Below are 26757 nucleotides of genomic sequence, written 5' to 3'. Positions count from 1 at the left end.
CGAACCAATTAATAGAGACAAAATCAACTTAGTCCATAATTGCTTCATAAATGATTTTTTGAATATCTTCTCTAATATTTTCTTTTGATAATTTATTTTCAGTTGCAACTGGAAAAGTTCTATTAGATAAAAACACATAGACAATTTGCTTTTCAGCATCAGCCCAAGCCATCGTTCCAGTATAGCCAGTGTGCCCAAAGCTAGTCATCGAAGCGCAACCACATGTAGGACCTTCAGCACCCAATTGTGGTTTATCAAAACCGAGTCCTCGCCTATTTCCTGCTGCACAAAAGTAACAGGTATTAAAATCACTAAAAGTTTTTTCAGAAAAATACTGTTTATTGCCGTAATTGCCTTTTTGCAGGTACAATTCCATTATTTTAGCTACATCCATAGCGTTTGAAAAAACACCAGCGTGACCCGAAACACCACCTTCTAAGCCTGCGGATAAATCATTTACATAGCCTTGTAAAAGTTGCTTCCGAAAATAAGAATCCATTTCTGTTGGCGGAATTCTATTTTTATCAAACTTTTCTAGTGGATTAAAACTAGTATTATTCATTCCGAGCGAGCGATAAAAATTTTCTTGTACGAGAATATCTAATGTTTTACCCGTTGTTTTTTCTAAATAATCCTTTAAAATCATAAAAGTCAAATCGCTGTATTTGTATTCTTTTTTAGTCGAAATTTTACTCTTAACAATAAGATCCATGATAATATTGCTAAAATCATTTCTTATAAAAAGACTGTCCGCCAATCGATTTGAGAAATTTTCTTCCGATACTTTTCTAAAAAAAGCTTCCGAAGGAAATTTCGAATTGTCCATTGTGGCTTTATAAAACGGTATTCCTGCCGCAAGTCCAGCGTAATGAGAAAGCAAATCTTTAAAATTGATATTGGCCTTATTTGAATCTTTAAATATTGGAGACATTGTTCCTAGTGTAGTTTCTAGATTTATTTTTTGCTGATCGTACTGCAGCATCACATTTGGCAACGTTGCTACTATTTTAGTTAAAGACGCAAGATCATAAATATCTGAATCTTTTACTTTGATTGCTTTGTCGTAGGTGTGATATCCATAGGATTTTTGAAAAATCACTTTTCCTTTTCGGGCCACTAAAACTTGAATTCCTGGTGTCATTTTGCTATCAATCGCTTTATTAGCAATTGCATCAATATTTGACAATATAACTCCACTCATGCCCACATTTTCCGGAATTGTAAATCCCAATCGATTCAATTTTTCGGTAGACAAACCATCATTTACTTTGAAACTTGAATGAATTGAAACGGGTAATTTCCCTTTGGCTTCTATAGCACCAAAAATTAATTCTGCAGAAACAGTTTGTGCTATTACACTATTTTGATAGGAAACGACCAATCCTTCGATATCGCCAAAATTAGTGATAGGCAATAACGAATACGGTTTAGCAAAAACATCCAGAATAACAGTATTGTTTTTGGCAAGAAAATTAATTTTAAACAATTCATCTGATCGTAAATCATCCTTTTTGAAAGCTACATCGGACTTGTGATATCCAATAATAACGGTTGTAAACGGTTTCAGTTTCGCTTGTAAACTATCCAAATTAGAATCGGCAATAACAGTTACTTCAGCGTATTTTTGTAACGTAGAAATAAAGGCATCATTAGTATCATCTCCTATTTTTACGTAGGCAATTTTTTGTTTGTCTAAATTTTTAATAGGCAGCACAGCATCTTCATTTTTTAGCACCGTCAATGCATTTTCGAACAATTCATACTGCAAAGCATCATTTTCAAGGGCGTTTAAATCATTGAAGACATTAGCTGTGATGATAGGTTTGTAGGAATTTAATCCAGCTTTGAATTTAAATTTCAGAGTTTTCTTTACCGATGAAGCCAATCGTTCTTCAGAAAATAAATTAGTAGAATAGGCTAAAACGAACTTTTCTATTGCTGATGGTACATCTTCAGGAAATAACAGTACATCGTTTCCTGCCATAAAAGCTTGAAAACTGATTTCGCTAGGAAGTTTATTATTGTTTATACTTTTCATATTCAAAGCATCGGTAAAAATAAGACCTTTGAATCCTAATTCTTTTTGAAGCACATCTGTCACCACATTATAGGAAATCGATGAAGGATATTCTGATCTTGGTTCTAAACTAGGTACATTTAAATGCGCTACCATCACAGAAGACAGTCCTTCATGAAACATTTTCTTATACGGGTAAAATTCAATCTCCATTAATCTTTCCTTTGAAAGATTAATGGTAGGCAATCCTTTATGAGAATCTATTTCTGTGTCACCATGACCAGGAAAATGCTTTCCAGTAGAAAAAACACCTTCGCTTTGAACTCCTTTCATTATTGCAATAGCACGTTCTGTAACTTTGAATTTATCTTCTCCAAAAGAACGAAAGCCTATGATGGGATTTCTGGGATTTGTATTAATATCTAGAACTGGAGCAAAATTGAATTGCAAACCCAGTCGCTTGCTTTGTTTTCCCATTTGAACACCCACACGCTCCAATAATTTCATGTCTTGAATGGCGCCTAGTGTCATGTTCCAAGGATAACGATAAGTGGAATCTAGCCGCATGTTTAATCCCCACTCGGCATCACTACCAATAAATAAAGTTGTTTTTGACTTTAATTGAAAACGATTGGTTAATTTAATTTGGCGGTTTGGTCCACCTTGAAAGAAAATTAAACCTCCAATTTTATTATCTTCAATTAACTGATCTATGGCTTTTACATGAATTGAATCTTTATTCGAATAAGCGGCAACCATAAATAATTGACCGATTTTCTCCCGCAAATTCATTGCATTGTATACACTATCTACCCATTTTGAACCTTCAACAGATACCGCAAAAAGTTGAGGAGTATTACTGCGTTTTATACTGTCTAAATTTTCTATTTTGGACTTTTGGTTGGCAGTAACTAGTAAAGTGCTTTTGACTTTAGTCCCAACACAACTTGAAGCAATTAGGAAAAGTAAGCCATAAAATAAAACAATTTTAACGCCTATTTTTCTCATAGAAATATTTTGTTTAAAAAAAGCGACTGTGCCAGCTATCGATGGCTGCAACTTCCCAAGATTCATTGTATTCTTCTACATTATTAACCAAGTTATTAAAAACTATGGTATTCTCTGTAACCGCTTTATCCTTAACCATTTTTTTAAAATCAATCAAAGGTTTGTGCGCAATATGCTCACCAAGTTTAAATGTTACATTCATCTTATCTAATAAATCAACAGAATATTTTTGTTCTAAACTTTGAATAAACTCTACTGAAGAATCAATAGAACAACCTGTAGCAGGCTGCACATCTTGGTTTACCGCAATAATAATAAATCGGTTGTATTTTAGTTGATACGATGACTCCAAGCTGGTTCCATGTGCAGCCCAAGTTTCAAGAAAGGATTGCAAAGCAGTTTGGATTTCGGAAAACTCGGCATCCGAAAATTTTCTATTGGATTGATAAATCCAGATTCTAGATTCTTCGGGTAAATTTTCAAATGGAACGTACATGGTAATTATTAATTATGAGTTATGAATTTTGATTTAGATAATCAAAATTCGCAATTTTAAGTGATTTATAAATCTTGCGCATTAGCGATTAATTCCGCAATATCCATAACTTTTACTTCGGCTTCCTTTTCTTTATTTTTAATACCATCGGTCATCATGGTATTGCAAAAAGGACAACCCGCTGCGATTATTTCTGGTTTTGTTTCTAAAGCATCTTCGGTTCTTTCAATATTAATTTCTTTGTCACCGTTTTCAGCATCTTTAAACATTTGTGCGCCACCTGCTCCACAGCACAAACCATTTGCTTTAGAACGCTTCATTTCAACTAACTCCGCATCTAATTTAAGAATCAAATCTCTTGGAGCTTCATATACATTATTGGCTCGACCTAAGTAACAAGGATCGTGAAACGTGATTCGTTTTCCTTTGAATTGACCACCTTCAATAGTAAGTCTACCATCATCTAATAATGATTTTAAAAATTCAGTGTGATGAATCACTTCATAAGTTCCTCCTAATTCTGGATACTCATTTTTAAGTGTGTTAAAACAATGCGGACATGCAGTAACAATTTTTTTTGCTTCGTAGGCATTCAAAACCTCGATATTCATCATGGCTTGCATTTGAAACAAAAATTCATTTCCAGCTCTTTTTGCAGGATCTCCAGTACAACTTTCTTCGGTACCTAATACAGCAAAAGGTACATTTGCACGGTTTAAAATACGCACAAATGCTTTGGTTATTTTCTTAGCTCTATCGTCAAAACTTCCTGCACACCCAACCCAAAACAATACTTCTGGTTGTTTTCCTTGAGCTAACATTTCGGCCATTGTTGGCACTATTAAATTCTCTGACATATTATATTGTTGATTCGGTTATTTGATTATTTAAATACTCCTATGTTTTAGATTGCTTCTTTCTCTTGGGAAAAAAACAAATTAAAAATTCAAATAGCTATTCGTTTTTCCAATTCAATCGATCTTGTTGATTGTATTGCCAAGGTGCACCATTATTTTCAATATTGGTCATCATGGCGTTCAAAGGCATTGGTGCAGCACTTTGCTCCATTACCAGGTAGCGTCTCATATCCATAATAATAGAAAGAGGGCTAATGTTTACAGGACATTCTTCAACACAAGCATTACAAGATGTACAAGCCCAAAGCTCTTCTGCTGTAATATAATCGTTTAATAATGTTTTGTTGTCTGGAATAAAAATACCTTTATTAGCATCAATATTTCTTCCCACTTCTTCCAATCGATCTCTAGTATCCATCATGATTTTACGGGGAGACAATTTTTTACCCGTAAGATTAGCAGGACAAGACGAAGTACAACGACCGCACTCTGTACAGGTATACGCGTTCAATAGTTGCACCCAATTTAAATCCTGAACATCACTTGCACCAAATTTACTTGGAACTGCATTCTCATCAATTGGTGCAGCTGCAAAAGGATCAGCATTAGGATCCATCATTAACTTTACCTCTTTGGTTACCGATTCTAGATTATCAAACTGCCCTTGTACATTCAAGTTTGCGAAATAAGTATTAGGAAAAGCTAGTAAAATATGTAAGTGCTTAGAAAAGTATAGATAGTTCATAAATACCAAAATACCCGCAATATGTATCCACCAGAAAACCTCAGAAAGCAACATTACTAATTCATTCGACACTCCATTAAAAATTGGTTCGATAAATTGACTTATTGGAAATGACCCTGCTTTAATGAAATGCGAGTATCCTCCAGGAACCATTTGTAAATGTAAATCTGAGGCATTCATTAACAAAAATAAAGTCATCAATACCACCTCAAAATACAGGATGTAGTTGGCATCACTTTTAGGCCATCCTTTTAAATCAGAACTTACAAATCGCTTCAGTTTGATTGCATTTCTTCGACTCCAAAAAGCAAAAACGGCTACTAGTACTAAAAAAGCTAAAATTTCAAACGATGCAATCAAGATGTTGTACGTAGTTCCTAAAAAAGCAAAAACACGATGTGTACCAAAAAGACCATCAATGATTATTTCTAGCAATTCGATGTTAATGACCACAAAACCTACATATACAATAATATGAAGTATCCCAGCAATAGGCCGTTTTACCATTTTTGATTGACCTAATGCGATCATGGCCATATTTTTCCATCGCGCTTTGGGATTATCAGAACGATTTACAGCTGTTCCAAGATTAATGTTTCGTCTAATTTTTTTAACACTGATAAAAAAATATCCAAAACCAACTGCCAATAAAATGGCAAATAAAATATTATCTAGATAACTCATAAGTACTAATTTTTCACAGTAGAAATAGTATCCTTTGCAGGACCTACATAGGGTTTATTTTTCTTTCCAAATACAGATATATTGACATACCTTGTAGGATAAAGTCTAACATCTTGTAATAATAATTCTAATTCTTTAGTAGAGCTTTTAATGTTTTGATAAAAAGCATCGTCGTTAAGTAATTTGCCCATAGAACCTTTGCCTGATGATAAATTTGTCATAATACCATCAACTTTAGCTAAAGTTGCATTTAAGTTTCTTACTGACTTTCCAATATCGGCCTTGTTTAAGGAATCTGATATTTTAGAAAAATTTCCAGACAATTTATTTAAATTGGCAACGGTACCATTTATTTGAGTTTTATTTGAATCTAGTAAAGCATTTACACTTTCAGATGCTTTATGAAACTGCGCTACTGTCTTGCTCAATTCCGCTAATGTGATTTTTAAATCTTGCTGTCCTTTCTGATCTAAAACGTTATTCAATCCAGAAATTAATTTCTCTGTACTACCCAATACCTTTTCTAATTTTTCTTGAAGCGGCGCCAGTTGATCCCCTACTTTATCCGTAAGACCCATTTTTACTCCACCTTGTAACATTTGGCCATCTACTGCTAATGTCTTATCCTCAAAATTAGGAATAATTGCAATTTGTTTTCCTCCAATAAAACCAGGTTCATAAATAGAAGCCATGCTTGATCTAGATATAGGAAAATCTGTTTTTAATTGCAATTGCACTAGCAATATCCCTGTTTTTTCATCAATTGTGATACTACTAACTTTTCCTATTACCAACCCATTTAAGGTCACAGGTGCCGAAGTAGCTAATCCCTCAACACTTTTATACTCTACAAAAAATGTCTTGTAGTTAGTAAACAGATCTCTGCCTTTCAAAAAACTGTAGCCCCAAATAAATAATAAAATCGATGCAATTACTAAAATAGCAGTTTTAATTTCTCTTGATATTTTCAAAATTTAAGTATTTTTTACAAATTTAATATAAAATATTTGACTTGTTGTAATTATTTAAGCGCTTCTTGTATAGTAATATTCTTTCCATCTTTAAAAGCTGTAATATAAGCTAAAGTGTACCCTTTTGATTGAACAACTTTCAAATCCTCCTTGGCAATACTAAAGTCTGATGTAGAGCCATAGGCATACTTATACAATTTACCATTGCTTGTTGTCATTGAAACATCTTTTAATCCATTAAAATTGGCGGGATTTAGTTTAATGTTGTTTGTTCCTGCTGCAAATTGAACTTTAAAAACCACATCGGTCTTTACAGCTTTTAACTCATGTTTACTCAAAACTTGTTTGGCTTTACTGGTTTTTGAAGTGTCTTTTGCATCATGATCCAGTATTTTATTAGGCTGCTTCTCTTCGTAATTTTCATCTGATCCCGAAGCACTATATTCTTTGCGATAAGCGATAATAGCAGATGCAATAGACTCTGCCATACTATTTTGCCCTTCCTCAGAATTTAAATACTGTCCTTCCTCCCCATTAGATAAAAAACCCAATTCGATTAACACACTTGGCATGTAAGCCGCATCCAAAACCCACAAAGGAGTTTGTTTTATTCCGCGTGACTTTCGGTGTAATTTATTTTTAAAATTGCTTTCTATTTTTGAAGCTAAATTGATACTGCGATCCAAATAATCTTCTTGAAGAATTTTTAATCCAATTAGAGTCTCTGGTTTTTTGGGATCGAAACCTTTATACGTTTGCTTGTAGTCTTTCTCGAGCAATATTACCGAGTTTTCTTGTTTGGCAATTTCTAAATTACCTTTGCTTCTTGCTAATCCCATTACAAAAGTCTCTGTGCCAAAAGGAACTGGGTTATCAACTGAATTGCAGTGTATCGAAACAAAGAGGTTAGCATCAATACTATTTGCTTTTTTAGGTCTGTCTTTTAGTTCTATAAAAACATCTGATTTTCTGGTGTAAACAACAACAATATTAGGATCTCTTTTAAGATATTTTTCTAATTTTAAAGTAGTTTTTAATGCAATCTCTTTTTCAACAAAACCATGATACGAATTCCCTGGATCTTTACCTCCATGACCCGCATCTAAAATAACTGTAAACTTTTGATTGGATTGTGAAAAAGAAATGTACCCAAAAAATAAAAATAAGGACAAAATTATCTTTTTGAATGCCGTGGTTAGTTTCAAAATTTGTGTTTTTTTTCTAAAATTATAAAAGCAATTGTATTTTTAATTTATAACATCTTGAATGTTGACTTTCGCTCCATTTTTAAATGCAATTAAAAATGCAGAAGCGTACCCTTTCGCTTTCGCCTCGCTTAAATACTTTTTTGCTTCATTATAATCTGTAGTTTCTCCAAACATGTATTTGTAAACTCCTCCTTCATAAGTAACAGAAACATTATTAAGACCCTTAAAATTTCTTGGAACTAACTCTACTCGTTTTCGCGTAGCAGAAAGTTGCACCTTAAATAAAGGTAGTGCAACATCTCCCACTTGTTTTGAGTTCTTCGCAACTGTTTCAGGCTGAGGGCTAACTTTTGGTTTATCCGGAGTTATAGTTTCTATTATTGGTTTTTCATTAATTTTTTGTACCGGTCTTTCTTCAAAAACTTCCATTTCTCCGTTACCATAATATTCTTTTTTATAGCTAATTACAGCATCTGCAATTGCTTTTGCTATTTCATCTTGTCCTTCTTCAGAATTCAATTTATTTCCTTCAATGGTATTTGATATGAAACCCATTTCGATAAGCACTCTGGGCATATAAGCTTTATGAAGTACCATAAAAGGAGCTTGTTTCACACCTTCACCACGAATTTTTTTTCCTAGATCCTCAAAAGCATCTTCGACTTTGCTGGCAAGTGAAATACTATTGTCTAGGTATTCCTCTTGCATGATTGTCATTCCAATCATTGTTTCTGGCGAGTTAGGATCAAATCCTTCATATTTTTGCTTGTAATCCTTTTCCAAAGTGATTACAGAGTTTTCTTTTTTGGCAGCTTCTAAGTTGGAAGATACCTTACTTAAACCCATCACATAAGTTTCGGTACCATCAGCTGCAGTGTTTCTATTTGCATTACAATGAATGGAAACAAATATATTGGCATTGAATCTATTGGCAATATTGGCTCTTTCAATTAAATCAATAAAAACATCTGTTTTTCGGGTATAATTGACTTGCATTTGTGGAGTAGCTTCTAATATTTTTCCAACTTTTAAAACTACAGCCAATGCAATATTTTTTTCGATGCGTCCTTCATAGACAGCACCAAAATCGTGTGCGCCATGTCCGGCGTCTAAAGTTACTTTAAAAGTATTAGATTGGCTGAATCCAACCAGGGAATTAAGCATCAAAATAAAAGTAACAATTATTCTAATTTTACTTGTACTATGCATAAAGCGATAAGTTAATTTAATTAAAATACTAAGTCTATAAATTTATTTAATTGCCTTTTTTTGACAAAAAATAATATGTAAGTTTGACATGTCAAAAAACAGGCCATAATTTTACAAAAATAGCATTTAAACCTTTGCATACAAACTTATTTAATATCGTTTTATTATCAATTCTCCTATCATTAGGTTCTGGTAAATTATATTCCCAAGATATAACAAAAAAAAAGACGGTTATACCAACTACAAAGAAATCTGATATCCTACAATCGAAGGATACTGGTATCAAAAATTCTGAAATAGCCGCGACAAAACAAACTGACACCATAAAATTAGACAGTATTAAGCCAAAAAAAGGTTTTCTTGATGGAAAGGTTCGTTACAAAGCGGAACAATATGCTAAAATAGATCAAAAGAAAAAAATAATCACGCTGTACGACAAAGCCGAATTGTATTATCAAGACGTCGAATTGAAGTCGGGTATAATTGTAATGGATTATGAAAAAAATGAAGTATATGCCGGACGAATTAAAGATTCTACGGGAGCATACACTCAATTTCCAAATTTCAAGCAAGGTACCAATGTGATTGAACCGGATTCTATTCGTTTTAATTTTAAAACCAAAAAAGCGTTAATATGGAATTCAAGATCCGATCAAGGCGAATTTAAAATAAAAGCTGCAGTCACCAAAAAAGAAAATGATTCTGTTTACTTTTTAAAAGGAGCACGATTTACTACTTCAAAAGATGTAGACAATCCTGAATACTATTTCCAAACCAATAAAGTTAAATTTATTCCTGGCAAAAAAGTTGTAACAGGATTAACCAATATGGTTATTGCAAATGTACCTACTCCTATTGCATTACCTTTTGCTTTTTTCCCAATGAGCAAAGAGACCAGTATTTCAGGTTTAATTTTACCTAGTTACAATGACTCCAATAACAGAGGTTTTTCATTACAAAATTTAGGATACTACTTTGCCCTCAGTGACAATTATGATTTAACCGTTTTAGGCGATTATTATACAAATGGAAGTTATGGATTGCGTTTTGAATCTAGTTATGCCAAAAGATATAATTTCAGAGGAAACATCAATGTAAGATTCGAAAACTTAATCACCAGCGAAAGAGGATATCCTGATTATTTAAAACAAAACATTTACAACATTCAGTGGTCACATTCTAAAGATTCTAAAGCGAATCCTAATTCTAGTTTTTCAGCATCTGTGAATTTAGGAAGTAGTAAATATTTTAAGCAATCTATTAATCAAATCAATATAGGATCGAATCTTAATAACACATTAAGTTCTTCTGTATCCTATTCTAGAACATTTACTACAGTTCCGCAAGTTCGATTATCATTGACTGCAACTCATTCGCAAAATACTCAAACCGAAGAGATAAATATGACTCTGCCTACGCTGCAATTAAGTGTAGATAGGATTTATCCTTTTGTAGGTAAAGATGGAGTCAAAAAAGGATTTTTCAAAAATATCAACTTGCAATACAATCTTAATGGAAGAAACAGTATTGTAACCACTGATTCCTTATTTTTTAAACCTCAAATGTTTAGAGATGCCAAAGTTGGCTTTCAGCACAGTATTCCGTTGGCTACTAACTTCAAATTATTTAAATATTTTAGCGCTTCAACTTCAATGAATTACGAGGAAATTTGGTATACCAAAACAATCGAAAGGAGTTATGATGTGGACCAAAGCAAAGTAGTTGACAAAACAATCAATGGATTTGATGCTTTTAGAACCTATTCTTTCTCTTCGAGTTTGGGAACCACTATTTACGGAACATTCAACTTTGGTAATGATAAAAAAATAAAATCGATTCGTCATGTCATGAGACCTTCTGTTTCCTATGGTTACACTCCTAGTTTTGAAAAATATTACAATACGTACGCTACTGATGCAACTGGAACCATGATCAAGCAATATTCTAGATTTGAAAATGGTATTTATGGTGCTCCAGGATTAAGTAACGCGAATACTTTAGGTTTTGATTTGAGTAATACGTTTGAAGCCAAAGTGACAGATAAAGACAGTACAAAGGTTGAGCCTAAGAAAATCATGCTTTTAAATAACTTGAATCTTTCGACTAGTTATAATCTAGATGCTGATGGAGTAACCTCTCTTGCATTCGCTCCAATTAGAGTAAGTGGCGGTACCACTTTGTTAGACAACAAAATGAATGTGAATTTTGGAGCCACATTAGATCCATATGCCATAGATAATTCTGGAACGCGTATCAACGTATTTAATATTGATAATGGTGGTAGTCTTTTTAGAATGACCAGTTCTAATATGACATTAAACTATTCGATTTCAAGTCAAGGTAAAGACAAAAAAGATAAAGATAAAAATGCACAAAGCCAACGTAATGGTGGTCGTGAAGATGATCTATTTGGAACTAATACAGATCTTGGCGATAGTAGAAGGAGCCAATTTAATGAAGAAGAGGAAGAAGAAGGTGAAGACAAAATTTCAGAATTCTTTAATTCAAAACTACCTTGGGACATGACATTTGCCTATTCATTAACGTATGGCAATAACAATAGAGAAAATCAAATTATTGGAAATTCCATCATGATTTCTGCCAATGCTGACATAACTCCAAAATGGAAAGCAGGAGTATCAACCGGTTATGACTTTGTACAAAAGGGAGTTACATTTACACAACTTCGCTTTGAAAGAGATTTACTAAGCTGGAGAATGGATTTTAATTGGTCACCCTTTGGAACCAATGCCAATTGGGGATTTTTTATCGGAATAAAATCGGGTGTTCTTAGTGATATCAAATGGGACAAACGAAGTACGATCAACCGCTAATTCTTTTTAAGAAATAAAAAATAATTGTTTTATGAAAAAAATAATCTTTACAGCAAATGCACCTGCTCCTATTGGACCCTACAATCAAGCCGTTTTAAAAGGAGATACTCTTTATACTTCGGGTCAAATTGCCATTGATCCAATATCTGGAGAGCTGGTTATGGGAAGTATTGAAGTAGAAACCGAACAAGTAATGCAAAATATGAAAGCGGTATTACTAGAAGCTGGAATGACCTTTGAAGATGTCGTGAAAACAACCATTTTCATCATGGATATGAATGATTTTGCAAAAATAAATACCGTTTATGGTTCTTATTTTAATGAAAAAACCGCCCCAGCGCGAGAGACAGTTCAAGTAGCTTGTTTGCCAAAAAATGTTAATATAGAAATTTCTATGATTGCAATTTTATAGAATATGTCAAAAAAAAATCCAAATTCCGATATTAAATATTGGAATTTGGATTTTATAATTTTAGAAAACACTTTCTATTTATTAGCGATATGATAGGCTATTAATCCGTCAATTGGTCTTCTAAGTACATTGCCCAATTGTAATTCGTATTTATCAAACGTTTCTTGTAATTCTTCTTTTAAGTAAAAAGCAATAGAACCTACAAAATGTACTGGAACCTCCTTGCAATTACTAAATTGTTTGATGTAATTTTTGACAAAAGATTTCATCCCTTTGAAAATAATTTTTCTGCAAAACTCCGTTTCTTTATGTTGAATTAAGAACTTTGCAAAAGTGGCTAAATAGGCATTTGGATTAGGTTCCTTATACAATTTACTTTTCACGCTATCCGGTTCTAAATCGTATTCTTTTTCGAACTGAGCCGCTAATTCTTTTGGCATTTTATTGAAATAATACTTTCTAATTAATTCTTTTCCAAAAACATTACCACTACAATCATCCATAACAATATAACCGAGTGATTGTACTTTTTGATGCAACTCTTTTCCATCAAAATAACTACAATTTGAACCTGTTCCTAGAATACTCACTATGGCTTGTTGTCCGTTTGGTGTGGTAGCATAAACCGCTGCATAGGTATCTTCTTCTACAGAAATTATAGCATTTGGAAAATAGTTTTGAAATATTTGTGAAAGCGATATCTTCATTTTATCTGTCCCACAACCAGCGCCATAAAAAAACAAATGAGTGGTGTTTTTTTTGTTTTGTAAAATATCAAAGCGATCATTAAGTCGATCAATAATTTCATCATTTTCCAAAACTTCTGGATTTAATCCAAGAGTTTGTGTTGTAAACAATACTTTTCCATCTTCATCTATCGCAATCCAATCGGCTTTGGTAGAACCACTATCAACTATTAATCTCATTTCTTTTGGTTTTATTTTTGGTTTTTAAGTGTACTTTTCAAAATGCAAAACTTTATTTTTTGAAAAGCGAACAAAAAACAAAATCCCGTCACAAGTTAAGATAACGGAATTATGTAAATATATATAATTATTTTAAACCTGCTATGTGCACTGACAAATCAATTAATTTACTAGAATATCCGTACTCATTATCGTACCAAGATATAATTTTAAAGAAAGTAGAATTCAGTCCAATTCCTGCATTAGCATCAATAATGGAAGTTCTAGAATCAGAAACAAAATCCTGAGACACTACTAAATCTTCAGTATATCCTAAAACACCTTTCATGGTAGTTTCTGAAGCTAATTTTAAAACAGCCATAATCTCTGCATAAGAAGTTTCTTTTGCAACTTTTACAGTTAAATCTACTACAGAAACATCTGTGGTAGGAACACGCATTGACATTCCTGTTAATTTTCCGTCAAGTTCTGGAATTACTTTACCTACTGCTTTTGCAGCACCAGTTGAAGAAGGAATAATATTTACCGATGCAGCACGTCCGCCTCTCCAGTCTTTTCTAGATGGACCATCAGTGGTCATTTGTGTAGAAGTTGTAGCGTGAACTGTAGTCATTAAAGCCTCTACAATTCCAAAATTATCATTGATTACTTTGGCCAGTGGAGCCAAGCAGTTTGTAGTACAAGAAGCATTAGAGACTACTCTATCTGATGCTAGTGCTTTTTCATGATTAACTCCCATAACAAACATTGGCGCATCAGCAGAAGGCGCAGAAATAATTACTTTTTTAGCGCCACCTTTAATGTGCTCAGTTGCAGTTTCGATAGTTGTAAAGAAACCAGTACACTCAGCAACTACATCAACATCAACTTCATTCCATTTTAAATCAGCAGGGTTTTTCTCTGCAGTAATGCGAATATTTTTACCGTTTACAAAAAGTTTCCCATCTATAACTTCAACAGTTCCATTGAAACGTCCGTGAACAGAATCATATTTTAACAAGTAAGCCAAATGATCCACATCAAGTAAATCATTAATCGCTACCACCTCTACATTATCTCTATTGTAAGATTCTCTGAAAACAATTCTTCCAATTCTTCCAAAACCGTTTATTCCTAATTTTACTTTTGACATTTTACTTTAATTTTTTTGTTTATATATTAACTCAACCTAAAGCCTAATTTCCTCACAATAAACTTTAATCATTTATGTAGACATAATGTCTGAAACTCTTAATAATTCTCTATCAATCATCGTTTTACCTTTAATTGCTTGTTCTAAGGGCGTCAACGATACTTTATCATTTTGCAAACCAACCATATAACTTGATTTTCCTTCTAGCAATGACTCCACGGCTTTTACACCTAATCTACTTGCTAAAACTCTATCAAAACAAGAAGGCGAACCACCACGCTGCATGTGACCTAAAACCGAAACTCTAACATCATACTCTGGTAAATTGGCTTCAACATAATCTTTCAATTCAAATACGTTTTTGCCAATTTTATCGCCCTCTGCAATAACCACTATACTAGATGATTTACCTGATGCTTTACTTTTTTGTAGCGACTCTAGAAGGCGGTCTAATCCTAAATCTTCTTCCGGAATTAATATTTCTTCGGCTCCTGCACCAATACCTGCATTCAAGGCAATATGCCCCGCATCTCTACCCATTACTTCTACAAAGAACAATCGGTTATGAGAACTTGCAGTATCTCTAATTTTATCAATCACTTCTACAACAGTATTCAGAGCCGTATCGTACCCCAGAGTGTGACTCGTTCCAAAAATATCATTATCTATTGTACCTGGAATTCCCATTACTGGAAAATTGAATTCGGAATTGAATAATAAGCCTCCTGTAAAAGTTCCGTCTCCACCAATAACTACTAAAGCATCAATACCCGCTTTGGTAAGGTTTTCGTATGCTTTTTTTCTTCCTTCAGGCGTTTTGAACTCTAATGATCGAGCCGATTTAAGAATCGTACCTCCTTTGTTAACGATGTTGTTTACGCTTCGAGGTCCCATTTCTTTGAAGTCTCCTTCAATCATTCCTTGATACCCTCTATAAATTCCTATACATTCTATATTATGATACGCACATGTACGAACAACCGAGCGAATAGCGGCATTCATTCCTGGGGAGTCGCCACCCGAAGTAAGAACACCAACTTTTTTTATTGTTTTTGGCATTATTTAAGTATTAAAGGGTAAAATTAGCAAACATCAAGCAGTTTTAAAGCTGTGTTTTTAATAAATTAGTAAACAACTCAGAATTCAAACGTTTTCGTTGATAAGTTTTTAGAAAAACAAAATAAAACCGTTTTTTAATATCAAAACTTAAAAATAATGGATTTTTATTTGATAATTAACAATTAGTTTGTTTTTTTTGAGAAATCGATACCAAATGATAAGTAGGAGCTAATAAAATTTAAAATAAAAAAAACAGATAGCTACATTTGTAATTTAGTGAGGATAAAGTATTGCTATTGTTTACTCTAAGTAGGAGGCAAGATGATAATGAAATACCTTTTTTTTTAAGTTTTTATATTTAAATATCGCTATTCGTTTTCTTCGGGAAGTAGACCTTCTTGATTTTTTTTGACCTTCTTTTTGGTCGATTTTGTTGGTGCAGAAAAATTTATATAATCAGGAGACATATCTGAATCTTGATCTTCGGCAACGGGAACTGGCGCTCTATCTATTTTTAGATTTTTAAAAAATTTATTTACGAACTCTTTAAAAGTATCAAAATCGACCTCGTAAGAAACACCTAAACCCTGTGTATACCCAATTCCTTGTCCGATATAATTGATGTCATTTTCTTTATTAAAAAGACGTAAATTAAGTGTTCCATCTTCATTTACTCGATACAATACTTCAATATCTCCCACAATCGCAGATTCATTTATCCCTCCAAAGGGAACACCTAATTTCCCATTGATGGTTATTCTTTCGTTTATTTTTGACGAAATTGTTGCGACAAATCTACCATCGGTTTCCTTCCCTATTCGTCTGTCGGCGCCAATAAAATTCAATCCGACTTTAAATTTTTCATCGTCAGATTGTATGATACCTCCCAATATACTGGAGGCCGTTTCAAATAAACTTCCTGAAAAATCAGATTGACTCACCCCTTCTGGACTCAAAAAACCACCAGATGATAATAAGTACAACGCCTGAGTTTGTCGTACATCCTTGTCATTTAATTTATATTGAATTTCAGATTTCAAAACATTACTAACTGTTGGGAATTCAATATTAAAATCAGGTTCCGGACTTGTTAAATCGCCCCGAATACCAATAATTACCTCTACTGGAACTTTTGCATTGAATGAAGAATTATCAAGTAAAACTGCAGGATTTGCCGTTGTTTTGTATACGGCTTCCAGGTTCAATTGTGCTCTCATAGGATTACCCTCCCATGTTATTGAGCCACCTTTTCGAACGGCAAATTTCTTATCAATAAGTCCTCCATATTTAAAATTGTACGTTCCTTCATATGCTTGGAAATCTCCCCACATATTAAACTTTCCTAAAGTATTAATTTTAAACAACAAAGATCCAAATCCCTTTCCTCTCATTCCATGACCCGTATTTCGGTCTAAAATTACTTCTACTTCGGCATCTGGTGTTATATCAAAATCAAATTCAAGTTCTAGACCATTGTAATTTCTAGCACTTTCAGTAATTCCATTTTTTAAATTGTATTTTTCTTGGGCAGTCACAAAATGCAGAAAAACATTATCACTTACACTTTCAGCATTGTTAATCGGTATTTTTATGGCTGTTCCTTTTTCAGATTTTGCATCTACTTTTATAAACAAAGTATTCGTTTTTCCTTTAATGGTGGCCATTCCATCAATAAAAGCAGTACCGTAATAGGCTGCATCTTCACTGTCTTGGGTATCTAATGCCAAAAGTCTTTTAGAATTTATAGCTAAATCTAGTTTCCAATCGGCAAAATTATTATGTTCAATATTTCCATTCAATTGCCCTTTGGTTCCGTATTTGGTATCGGTTATTGTATTGTTCCTGAACAAGAATTTTTCATCGGTCAAATCAATAATAGTATTATCGCTTAATGCGTAATCAACATTCAAATACGGAACCGTCAAACCAGCATCATTCAAAAACAAACGTCCATTAATATTTGGTTTTTTAAGATTGCCTTCAATACTAGCGTTACCTGAAATGGAACCCCTTATGTTGGACAAAACATCACCGCCGAGGGAGTTAAGAGTTGCAATATTAAACTTTTCGAATTTTAACTTTAAATCTAAAATAGTTTCCTTGTTGATTATTTCGAAGCTTCCGTTTGCATTAAACGATTCTACATTTTTATTTTCTAAGTTAGAATTTATTACAAATTTCCTAAGACTTTCATCGCCTTCAATTTCAAAATTCAAAGTTCCTAAATCTGTTTTGTTTACATTTAAATTATCTATAACTATAGAAGCTGTAGGCTGATAAACTGCATTGTTTTGCTTAAAATTGACCTCGCCATTAATGTTTCCTTTGGTTACTAACTTGTTATTGAGAGGCGTAATTTGGTTGAGATCGACATCTTTAAAACTTAGTTTTAAATCCTTCTTGTTTGGTCCGTCAAAAGTTCCCATTAAAGAAATTGACTGATTTTCATGCGACATAATTATATTGTCGATATCAAAAGTTTTGAATGATTTATCAAATACTATTTGATTATTTGGTGCATCATTTTCATTTAAAAACCAGAGATAATCCTTGAATTTGACTTCTGATTTGCTGATTCCTACAACATTATTATTGTCCTTATTGATGGTATGGTATAAATTCAGATTGTAGTAATCCTCCCCTTTTGATCCACCTTTAAACTCCGAACGAAAAAACAAAGTGTCTTTCATAGTGACATTAATAACACTAAAATCTCGAATTTTATAATATTTAGTTTTGATACTATCTAACTCAATAAACGCATTATAAAGTGGATTTTTATTATCTACCGATACTCTTATATTATCGAATGTGGTATTAGCTGCAATAATTTGAGGCGAATTGAAGTTCAGCTTAAATTCTTGATTATCAGAACTTATATTCCCTTTTACAACTGTATTAGCACCAATGACAATGTCTGGGTAAAATATTTCGATAATTTTATTATAAATAGAGAAATTGAATTGAAGAAACTGTCCTTTTTTAACCTTACTTGGTTTGAAATTTGTGTACAAACTTCCTAAAGAATTTTTTACTAAGTTTTCTAATTGATTGAATTCATATTTACCAACTATTTCTCCTTCTACAATATCTGGTGAATTTACAGTAATGGTTCTAACGTTATTGGAATCAAAACTGGATGCAATTGTAAAATCATCAAAGTCATAAATTCCCTTGCTGTTTCGATAGGATGTTTTGTTGATATACACATTACCTTGAAAATTTTCTATGTTATTGCCAGAGGCTTGCACGACAACATCTCCCTTAAAAAAAGAAATAGGATCTTTTACTAATTTCAATTTATTTAAGTCGGCATTCTCAACATTGATATGAAAATCATAACGACTGTCTTTTTTGCTTAAATCTAATAACCCATCGAAAGTCATCGTTAAATTAGGGTCGTTTATAGAAATTTGTCCTTTGTAATTAGGACTTTTTAGCGTTCCATTGACAACAATATTAGTGTAATTATAATTTTTATATTCTATTTGACTAATGTCACCAATTATTGCAGTATTAAGAAATTCTCGTTTAAAGCCTTTTCCATCAACATCAAAATTTAAACTTACGGTACCAAGTTCTTTCTGATCAAATAAAGTTCCAATATCAAATTTTTCTAAAATTACGTTCCCAGTGTAGGACGCCTTATCGATTACATCAATATTCTGTATTTCCAGATTACTAGAGACAATCCCTAGTGCCGTGACCATATAAAAATCAGCTTCAACAGCAGTAGTCGAAACGTTAGCAGTTCCCGAAGCGGTAAACCTGCCTAATTTTTTTAAAGAAGTTGGTAATTTGGTTCCTAAAATATTGGGAAGTATCACAATTAAGTCATCATAACTCGATGTTAGCTTACTAAACTTCGCATACATAGAAAATTTCTGCCCTTTTTTAGCAAATAAATTCTTGAAATTGAGATCGCCATTAATTTGGGTTTTACGATCATCTACCAACTCTAATTTTTTAAATCGCAAATCATTCAGAGTTCCTTTAATATTGGTTTTGGCGTAAAAATGTTGATTTTTACCAATTTCTTTATAAAAATAACGAATATCATTAGAGGCGATAGAAGCGGCATCTAATTTAATATCAAATAGAACTTTATCTGTAAAACTAGAAAAATCTTCAATTTTATATTTTAGAACTACCGTTCCTTTAAACGTAGATTCTTTGGTCAATAGATCTAGCTTTTCTAATTTGATATTCTCTCTTGAATACGTGAATTTTGAATTTAAATTCTTGACATACAAACCTCGGAAATCCAAAAATGACATTTTATCAATCATGGAAGTTACCTCTGGTCCATATATTTGAAAGTCTGTCAAGGACGCATTTAGTTTGGTAAAATCTAAATCTTTGGGATTCTCCCTATTTTCATCGGTTAAAACAAAACGGCCATCAAAAATTTGAGCCTTATTTATTTTAAGTAAAAATTTCTTTTTTGATTTTTTCCCTTTTTCAAAAGCTGCGAAAAATACATTAAGATTGGATTTCTTTTCATTTTTATAGGTTTTAAAATTAAAAAATAACCCATGTAAATTTAGATCATCAAAGATCAAATCTCCATCTAGCATTTTTTTACCTTCTAAAATGGTTGTAGAAATCCTATTAGAATAAATCAAAGTATCATTGCGATGATCCAGAATCAATACTTTCTTAAATTTCACGCCTCCAAAAATTGAAATAGCAACTTCATCAATAGAAATCTTAGTACCAAAATCCTCATTTATACTATTGGTGAAGTATCTAGCAATTTTTGTTTGTACTGATGGCATGCTCAATGCAATACCAAGCACTAACAAAAGTAGGATTAGTCCAAGCAAAGAACGAAATACTATTTTTCTAAATTTTTTGATACCTTTAAACTATTTAATTCTATAATATTTTAATTTGCACTTGGAAACAGCAACACTTTCAATAAAAATTCTTTAATTTTGAATGCTACAAATCGATTTATTGAATCGATTTGTCAAATGTAATTCAAAATTTATGCCTTTTTATGCAAAATTCCGAGGTTTTTATTCTTGCGATCGAAAGTTCTTGTGATGATACCGCTGCCGCTATTTTACAAAACGATAAAGTATTGTCAAATGTCGTGGCGAATCAATTAATACACAATCAATATGGTGGCGTTGTACCTGAGCTAGCCTCACGTGCACACCAACAAAATATTGTTCCGGTGATCGATGCAGCGCTTCGAAAAGCAAATATACAAAAAGATCAGTTATCAGCAATTGCCTTCACTCAAGGTCCTGGGCTCATGGGTTCATTGCTGGTGGGAAGTTCATTTGCAAAATCTATTGCATTGGCTTTAAAAATTCCATTAATTGCTGTAAACCACATGCAAGCGCATGTTTTAGCTCATTTTATTGATGAGGATGGATATGAAAAACCAACATTCCCTTTTTTGGCGTTGACTATAAGTGGTGGACATACTCAGATTTTAAAAGTTGATCATTTTTTTGACATGACAATAATTGGCGAAACCACAGATGATGCTGTTGGCGAAGCTTTTGACAAAAGCGCAAAAATATTAGGGCTTCCTTACCCAGGTGGACCTTTGATTGACAAATATGCCCAATTAGGAAATCCTAAAGCTTTTGCTTTTACTAAACCAAAAGTTCCAGGATTGAATTTTAGCTTTTCCGGTTTAAAAACGGCCATTCTCTATTTTATTCAAAAGAAAAAAATAGAAAATCCAAATTTTGTTGATGAAAACTTAAATGATATTTGCGCATCAATTCAACATACCATTATTGAAATTTTAATGGATAAATTAAAGTTAGCAGTCCAAGATACAGGAATTAAACAAATTGCTATTGGCGGGGGAGTTTCGGCAAATTCTGGAATTCGATACACCTTAAAAGAAACAGAAAAAAAATACGGTTGGAAAACCTTTATTCCGAAATTTGAATATACGACCGATAATGCTGCAATGATAGGTATTGTGGGGTACCAAAAGTTTTTATCACAACAATTTGAAACTTCCTCTGTTGTTTCTAAAGCTAGAATACAAATATAAATTATGCAATTATTTTACAATCCGAATATTTCGGAAACTACAGCAACATTTGCTTTTGATAAAGAAGAAAGCAAACATATTATTAAAGTACTTCGAAAAAAAGATACCGATATTTTACATGTAACCAACGGACTTGGTTTTTTATTCAAAACTGAAATTACATTAGCCTCCGATAGCAAGTGTACTGTAAAAATTCTTTCTTTCGAAAAAGCGACTGCTTCAAAATTTCATTTGCATTTAGTAGTAGCACCAACGAAAATGAATGATCGTTTTGAATGGTTTCTCGAGAAAGCCACAGAAATAGGCGTACACGAAATAACACCAATTATTTGTGACCATTCAGAGCGAAAAGTCATTAATAACGAGCGATTTGATAAGATTTTATTAGCTGCTATGAAGCAATCTAATGAATTGTATTTACCTAAATTAAATGATGCCATCACCTTTAAAGAGTTTGTTAAAGGGAATAGAAAAGGTTTAAAACTAATTGCACATTGTGAGGAAACTGAAAAAAAGACCCTAAAATCAATTGTGAAACCCAATGTAGATGTAACCATATTAATAGGACCAGAAGGTGATTTTTCAGAAAAAGAAATTATTTTGGCGCTTGAAAATGAATTTGTTGCAGTAACATTAGGCACAACCAGATTAAGAACAGAAACTGCAGCAATTGTAGCCTGTCACAGCGTGGTTTTTATAAATGAAGAAGAATAAACATTTATTTTATCCATTATGAGACAACTATTTTATCTACTAGTTTTACTTTCTATACCATCATTTTCTCAAGAAATTGCTTTGGTTAAATACAGTGGTGGTGGTGATTGGTATGCAAATCCTACATCGCTACCCAACTTGATAAAATTTTGTAACGCCAACATTAATACTCGAATAAAAACAAAACCAACAACGGTTGAACCCAGCAGTCCCGATTTATTTTCATACCCATACATTCACATGACTGGGCATGGAAATGTAGTTTTTAATGACGCTGACAGCAATAATCTAAAAAATTATTTACTCGCTGGAGGTTTTCTTCATATTGACGATAATTATGGTATGAATCAATATATTAGAAAAGAAATAAAAAAAATATTTCCAAATAATGAGTTGGTTGAAATACCTGCCACGCACGCCATTTTTCAAAAACCTTATTCCTTCCCTAATGGGTTACCAAAAATTCATGAACACGACGGAAAACGACCACAGGCTTTTGGTATTTTTATCGCTAATAAGTTGGTTTTGCTGTACACCTACGAATGCGATTTAGGTGATGGTTGGGAAGATGCGGAAGTAAATAATGATCCCTTAGCAGTACGTGAAAAAGCTCTTAAAATGGGAGCTAACATTCTAAACTACATTTTTAATAATTAAAATTGAATTTTGGTGATTTTACAATAATGTAATTCATCTATTTTTTTATTAATTCTCGTTTTCAAATTTTAATTCAAATTCATTTAGACAGACCCAATTACCAAAGATAGAAAATTGGTTAATTTCTAATTCTAAGTTTTAAAGTAAAAAACAATAACCTACACATTTCCAATAGTTTTAAGATATTGTTCTAAGTAATGACATAAAATTTCTTAAAAATCCTTTTCTATTTATGAAATAGAGTATTACTATCACTGGTGTTTTCTATTTGTATGAAAGCACTTGTAAATAATAAATCGTCAAAAATAAACAAAAGCAGTAAAATCGATTGTTTGCTATTTTTATTTGATTTTTTTAATTGAAAAAATTTTTATTATGAAATAATTGTTATACAATTGTGAAATAATTAACCAATCCTATTAATTTATAACAAATTATTTATGAAAAAGATTCTTTTATCTGCAGTAGCATTAGTAATGCTTTTCTCTTGTCAAAATGAAACAACAGAAGCAGCTCCAGAAGCTAATGCAATTGCAAAACGTGGTTGTGCATCACAAGAAGTTCTTGAAGCGCAATTGAAAGCTGATCCAACTTTAGCTTTGAGAATGAATGAAATTGAAGCTTTTACTCAAAAAGCAATGCTAAATGGTCGTTTGGTAAATGGTAGAGTTGAAATTCCAGTAGTAGTAAACGTTTTATATAACACTGCTGCAGAAAACATTTCGCTAACTCAAATCCAATCACAAATTGATGTATTGAATGCAGATTTCAATGCTACAAATTCAGATTTCAACAGTACACCAGCTTTATTCTCTGGAGTTGCAGCAAATGTAGGAATCACGTTTGTTTTAGAAACAGTAAACAGAAAGGCTACTTCTAAATCTTCTTGGGGGACTAGAGATGCTATGAAAAAAACAAAACAAGGAGGTTTAGATCCTACATCACCTACAACTAAATTGAATATGTGGGCTTGTACTATTGGTGGTGGAATCTTAGGTTATGCTCAATTTCCTGGGGGAGCTTCTTCTACAGATGGTGTTGTAGTAGATTCTAAATATTTTGGATTATCTGGTTCAGGAGCATTCCCATACAACTTGGGAAGAACAATGACTCATGAAGTTGGTCACTGGATGAACTTACGTCACATTTGGGGAGATGCTACTTGTGGAAGTGATTTAGTTTCAGACACTCCTACACACAATACTTCAAATTATGGTGTTCCGGCTTACCCACACTATAGCACTTGTACTGGAACTCCAGTAGAAATGACTATGAACTACATGGATTACACTGATGATAGAGGAATGTATATGTTCTCTAATGGTCAAAAATCAAGAATGGCTGCAATTTTTGTTTCAGGTGGAGCAAGAGCAGGTTTCGGAATATAATTTTTAAACTTCATAAAAGGAGGTGATTCAATAAATCACCTCCTTTTTTTATTCTATTTTTCAAGGTATTCTTGAAAATAATAACACTTCTTAGCATTTTATTTCTACCGAATTTTCCATTGCTATTTTTTTATCCATAAAATTTTGGCTACTACTCTTACAATTTTAAATCCAAAATAAAAGCAGAAATAGTATTCTACATTATTTAAAAAATAAATGAGTAAAAAATTGGTGTTTTAAATAAAAAGTTATAAAATTGTTAAATAATTAACCAAAACTAATTTATTACCTATTTACTATGAAAAAAATTTTTTTATCTGCTGTAGCATTAGTAATGCTTTTCTCTTGTCAAAATGAAACGACAGAATCTGCTCCAGAAACTAATGCAATTGCACAACGAGGCTGCGCATCTCAGGACGTATTATTAGCTCAAATGAAAGCTGATCCAAAACTAGCGCTAAGAATGAACGAGATTGAAGCATTCACACAAAAATCAATGGCATCTGCTCGAATAGTAGATGGAAAAATTCAAATTCCTGTCGTAGTTAATGTATTGTACAGAACAACTACGGAAAATATTTCATTAGCACAAATCCAATCTCAAATTGATGTTTTAAACAAAGATTTTAATGCTGCTAATTCAGATTTTAATCAAGTACCTACTTTATTTGCAGGAGTAAAAGCAAATGTTGGAATCTCTTTTGTACTTGAAGCAGTTTACAGAAAAGCAACTACTAAAACTTCATGGGGAACAAACGATGAAATGAAAAGTACTTCATTAGGAGGAATTTCACCAACTACTCCAACTACTAGGATGAACCTTTGGGCTTGCACAATTGGTGGTGGTATATTAGGTTATGCTCAATTTCCTGGCGGATCCTCTTCTACTGATGGTGTTGTTATAGATTCTAAATATTTAGGGAATACGGGAACTGCTGTATATCCTTTCAACTTAGGAAGAACAGCAACTCATGAAGTAGGACACTGGATGAACTTACGTCATATTTGGGGAGATGCAACTTGCGGTAGTGATTTAGTATCTGATACACCTACTCACAACGCTGCAAATTCTGGAGTTCCAGCATACCCACATTATAGTACTTGTTCAGGAAATCCTGTTGAAATGACAATGAACTATATGGATTATACTGATGATAGAGGAATGTACATGTTCTCTAACGGACAAAAATCAAGAATGGCTGCAGTTTTTGTTTCTGGTGGATCAAGAGCTAGTTTCAGGTTATAATTTTTTGTTTTTTTAGATTATAAAACTCGCTACTTGTTAGCGAGTTTTTTTATCTTTATAACCTAAAACAATAAAATGATTACACCTAAAACCATTTCAAATGGCATTATCAGAGCCTTATTAATCGTTCTAGTTGTCGGTTTGGTTTTGTTCTTCTTATACAAAATTCAAGCGGTACTAATCTATCTCGTTGTATCCTTAATACTAACCTTAATAGGGAATCCTATTTTAGACTTTTTTAAAAAGCGATTGAAATTCAATCATATTTTTGCTACTATTACCACTTTACTACTTTTTGTATTGATTATATCTGGTTTTATAATGATGTTTGTTCCTTTAATTTTATCACAAGGTCAAAATTTATCACTTTTAAATACTTCAAAAATAGAAAGTAATATTGTTCAATTAATAAGTCAAATCAGTTTATATCTAGAGAGTCACCAAATTGATTCTTCTCAAATTTTAAAAGAGACTAATCTTACGTCTAAAATCAATTTTAATTTTATTCCTAATTTTTTAAATACAGTAATCAATACTATCAGTAGCTTTGGGGTTGGCTTAGGTTCCGTTTTATTTATTACTTTTTTCTTTTTAAAGGATCGATTAATTTTCATTATTGGTTTTAAAAAAATAATTGAAGATAGCCATGAAGATCAAATATTAAGCTCATTAGAAAAAATAAACCACTTGCTGTCTCGATATTTTATTGGTTTATTGCTTCAATTATTTATTGTCTTTCTTTTATACTTAATCGTATTATTCATTTTTGGAGTTCCAAATGCAATTGTTATTGCCTTTTTATGTGCAGTACTCAATATCATTCCTTATATAGGGCCATTGATTGCCTCCTTTCTAGCCGCTATTTTAACGATGATGAGTAATTTAGGGAGTGATTTTAGAACTGAAATTTTACCAACAACGATATACGTTTTAGTTGGTTTTTGGATAGTTCAAATTATCGATAACAATGCGTCACAACCTATCATTTTTTCTAAAAGTGTGAGTTCACATCCACTCGAAATTTTCTTAGTGATACTCATTGCAGGTTTCCTTTTTGGAATTCTAGGAATGATAGTGGCTGTTCCTCTTTATACTATAATCAAAGTAATTGGAAAAGAATTTTTTCCAGAAAACAAAATCATTATGTTACTAACCAAAGACATCTAATT

The 26757-nt window shown here is 32.5% G+C and carries 19 protein-coding genes; 8 read left to right on the top strand and 11 right to left on the bottom strand.

Going from position 1 to position 26757, the window contains the following annotated elements:
- Positions 1 to 28 precede the first annotated feature (28 nt).
- The 7 genes from ACNQGB_RS13245 to ACNQGB_RS13215 all read right to left on the bottom strand — a co-directional run bounded on the left by ACNQGB_RS13245 (position 29) and on the right by ACNQGB_RS13215 (position 9195).
- Entirely contained in the window at positions 29 to 3025 is a 2997-nt protein-coding gene (locus ACNQGB_RS13245) for a glycoside hydrolase family 3 N-terminal domain-containing protein (protein WP_417944305.1), read from the bottom strand.
- Between the two features lie 13 nt (positions 3026 to 3038).
- Positions 3039 to 3521 carry an ABC transporter ATPase gene (locus ACNQGB_RS13240; protein WP_417944306.1) on the bottom strand — a complete coding sequence of 161 codons (483 nt, stop codon included), beginning with the start codon at positions 3519 to 3521 and terminating at the stop codon, positions 3039 to 3041.
- 65 nt (positions 3522 to 3586) lie between these two features.
- Positions 3587 to 4378, bottom strand: a complete 792-nt coding sequence (locus ACNQGB_RS13235; protein ID WP_417944307.1) for a (Fe-S)-binding protein — start codon at positions 4376 to 4378, stop codon at positions 3587 to 3589.
- A gap of 97 nt (positions 4379 to 4475) precedes the next feature.
- Entirely contained in the window at positions 4476 to 5807 is a 1332-nt protein-coding gene (locus ACNQGB_RS13230; protein WP_417944308.1) for a 4Fe-4S dicluster domain-containing protein, read from the bottom strand.
- A 5-nt stretch (positions 5808 to 5812) separates the two neighbouring features.
- On the bottom strand, positions 5813 to 6778 hold the full coding sequence (locus ACNQGB_RS13225) for an MlaD family protein (protein WP_417944309.1): 966 nt from the start codon (positions 6776 to 6778) through the stop codon (positions 5813 to 5815).
- Positions 6779 to 6828: 50 nt separating this feature from the next.
- Positions 6829 to 7983, bottom strand: coding sequence for an N-acetylmuramoyl-L-alanine amidase family protein (locus ACNQGB_RS13220; protein ID WP_417944310.1), 1155 nt, complete (start codon positions 7981 to 7983; stop codon positions 6829 to 6831).
- Positions 7984 to 8025: 42 nt separating this feature from the next.
- Positions 8026 to 9195: an N-acetylmuramoyl-L-alanine amidase family protein gene (locus ACNQGB_RS13215; RefSeq protein ID WP_417944311.1), complete on the bottom strand. Its 1170-nt coding sequence runs from the start codon at positions 9193 to 9195 to the stop codon at positions 8026 to 8028.
- Positions 9196 to 9278: 83 nt separating this feature from the next.
- On the opposite strand from ACNQGB_RS13215, the gene ACNQGB_RS13210 reads away from it, so the two are divergent.
- Entirely contained in the window at positions 9279 to 12029 is a 2751-nt protein-coding gene (locus ACNQGB_RS13210; RefSeq protein ID WP_417944312.1) for a putative LPS assembly protein LptD, read from the top strand.
- A 31-nt stretch (positions 12030 to 12060) separates the two neighbouring features.
- Complete coding sequence (locus ACNQGB_RS13205; protein WP_417944313.1) at positions 12061 to 12441, top strand: RidA family protein; 381 nt, start codon at positions 12061 to 12063, stop codon at positions 12439 to 12441.
- Positions 12442 to 12515: 74 nt separating this feature from the next.
- Here ACNQGB_RS13205 and ACNQGB_RS13200 read toward each other — a convergent pair whose 3' ends face one another.
- The 4 genes from ACNQGB_RS13200 to ACNQGB_RS13185 form a co-directional block, all read right to left on the bottom strand.
- Complete coding sequence (locus ACNQGB_RS13200; protein ID WP_417944314.1) at positions 12516 to 13367, bottom strand: N-acetylglucosamine kinase; 852 nt, start codon at positions 13365 to 13367, stop codon at positions 12516 to 12518.
- Positions 13368 to 13494: 127 nt separating this feature from the next.
- Positions 13495 to 14499, bottom strand: coding sequence for a type I glyceraldehyde-3-phosphate dehydrogenase (gene gap, locus ACNQGB_RS13195; RefSeq protein WP_417944315.1), 1005 nt, complete (start codon positions 14497 to 14499; stop codon positions 13495 to 13497).
- Between the two features lie 72 nt (positions 14500 to 14571).
- A complete protein-coding gene (gene pfkA, locus ACNQGB_RS13190) occupies positions 14572 to 15558 on the bottom strand; it encodes a 6-phosphofructokinase (protein ID WP_417944316.1) in 987 nt (328 codons plus the stop codon).
- Positions 15559 to 15926: 368 nt separating this feature from the next.
- Positions 15927 to 20336: a translocation/assembly module TamB domain-containing protein gene (locus ACNQGB_RS13185; RefSeq protein WP_417944317.1), complete on the bottom strand. Its 4410-nt coding sequence runs from the start codon at positions 20334 to 20336 to the stop codon at positions 15927 to 15929.
- A 224-nt stretch (positions 20337 to 20560) separates the two neighbouring features.
- On the opposite strand from ACNQGB_RS13185, the gene tsaD reads away from it, so the two are divergent.
- The 6 genes from tsaD to ACNQGB_RS13155 all read left to right on the top strand — a co-directional run bounded on the left by tsaD (position 20561) and on the right by ACNQGB_RS13155 (position 26755).
- Complete coding sequence (gene tsaD / locus ACNQGB_RS13180; RefSeq protein WP_417944318.1) at positions 20561 to 21583, top strand: tRNA (adenosine(37)-N6)-threonylcarbamoyltransferase complex transferase subunit TsaD; 1023 nt, start codon at positions 20561 to 20563, stop codon at positions 21581 to 21583.
- A gap of 3 nt (positions 21584 to 21586) precedes the next feature.
- Complete coding sequence (locus ACNQGB_RS13175; RefSeq protein ID WP_417944319.1) at positions 21587 to 22297, top strand: 16S rRNA (uracil(1498)-N(3))-methyltransferase; 711 nt, start codon at positions 21587 to 21589, stop codon at positions 22295 to 22297.
- A gap of 18 nt (positions 22298 to 22315) precedes the next feature.
- Positions 22316 to 22954 carry a DUF4159 domain-containing protein gene (locus ACNQGB_RS13170; protein WP_417944320.1) on the top strand — a complete coding sequence of 213 codons (639 nt, stop codon included), beginning with the start codon at positions 22316 to 22318 and terminating at the stop codon, positions 22952 to 22954.
- A 440-nt stretch (positions 22955 to 23394) separates the two neighbouring features.
- Positions 23395 to 24342 carry a zinc metalloprotease gene (locus ACNQGB_RS13165; protein WP_417944321.1) on the top strand — a complete coding sequence of 316 codons (948 nt, stop codon included), beginning with the start codon at positions 23395 to 23397 and terminating at the stop codon, positions 24340 to 24342.
- Positions 24343 to 24640: 298 nt separating this feature from the next.
- Complete coding sequence (locus ACNQGB_RS13160) at positions 24641 to 25588, top strand: zinc metalloprotease (protein WP_417944322.1); 948 nt, start codon at positions 24641 to 24643, stop codon at positions 25586 to 25588.
- 75 nt (positions 25589 to 25663) lie between these two features.
- Positions 25664 to 26755, top strand: coding sequence for an AI-2E family transporter (locus ACNQGB_RS13155; RefSeq protein WP_417944323.1), 1092 nt, complete (start codon positions 25664 to 25666; stop codon positions 26753 to 26755).
- Positions 26756 to 26757 lie beyond the last annotated feature (2 nt).

The organism is Flavobacterium frigidum, assembly GCF_048286795.2.
This window is presented reverse-complemented; position numbering and strand designations above follow the sequence as displayed.

Bases quoted from the DNA above. Each gene is read 5' to 3' on its own strand.
- ACNQGB_RS13245 (WP_417944305.1), bottom strand. From the start codon at position 3,025: ATGAGAAAAATAGGCGTTAAAATTGTTTTATTTTATGGCTTACTTTTC.
- ACNQGB_RS13240 (WP_417944306.1), bottom strand. From the start codon at position 3,521: ATGTACGTTCCATTTGAAAATTTACCCGAAGAATCTAGAATCTGGATT.
- ACNQGB_RS13235 (WP_417944307.1), bottom strand. From the start codon at position 4,378: ATGTCAGAGAATTTAATAGTGCCAACAATGGCCGAAATGTTAGCTCAA.
- ACNQGB_RS13230 (WP_417944308.1), bottom strand. From the start codon at position 5,807: ATGAGTTATCTAGATAATATTTTATTTGCCATTTTATTGGCAGTTGGT.
- ACNQGB_RS13215 (WP_417944311.1), bottom strand. From the start codon at position 9,195: ATGCATAGTACAAGTAAAATTAGAATAATTGTTACTTTTATTTTGATG.
- ACNQGB_RS13205 (WP_417944313.1), top strand. From the start codon at position 12,061: ATGAAAAAAATAATCTTTACAGCAAATGCACCTGCTCCTATTGGACCC.
- ACNQGB_RS13200 (WP_417944314.1), bottom strand. From the start codon at position 13,367: ATGAGATTAATAGTTGATAGTGGTTCTACCAAAGCCGATTGGATTGCG.
- gap (WP_417944315.1), bottom strand. From the start codon at position 14,499: ATGTCAAAAGTAAAATTAGGAATAAACGGTTTTGGAAGAATTGGAAGA.
- pfkA (WP_417944316.1), bottom strand. From the start codon at position 15,558: ATGCCAAAAACAATAAAAAAAGTTGGTGTTCTTACTTCGGGTGGCGAC.
- ACNQGB_RS13185 (WP_417944317.1), bottom strand. From the start codon at position 20,336: ATGCCATCAGTACAAACAAAAATTGCTAGATACTTCACCAATAGTATA.
- tsaD (WP_417944318.1), top strand. From the start codon at position 20,561: ATGCAAAATTCCGAGGTTTTTATTCTTGCGATCGAAAGTTCTTGTGAT.
- ACNQGB_RS13175 (WP_417944319.1), top strand. From the start codon at position 21,587: ATGCAATTATTTTACAATCCGAATATTTCGGAAACTACAGCAACATTT.
- ACNQGB_RS13170 (WP_417944320.1), top strand. From the start codon at position 22,316: ATGAGACAACTATTTTATCTACTAGTTTTACTTTCTATACCATCATTT.
- ACNQGB_RS13165 (WP_417944321.1), top strand. From the start codon at position 23,395: ATGAAAAAGATTCTTTTATCTGCAGTAGCATTAGTAATGCTTTTCTCT.
- ACNQGB_RS13160 (WP_417944322.1), top strand. From the start codon at position 24,641: ATGAAAAAAATTTTTTTATCTGCTGTAGCATTAGTAATGCTTTTCTCT.
- ACNQGB_RS13155 (WP_417944323.1), top strand. From the start codon at position 25,664: ATGATTACACCTAAAACCATTTCAAATGGCATTATCAGAGCCTTATTA.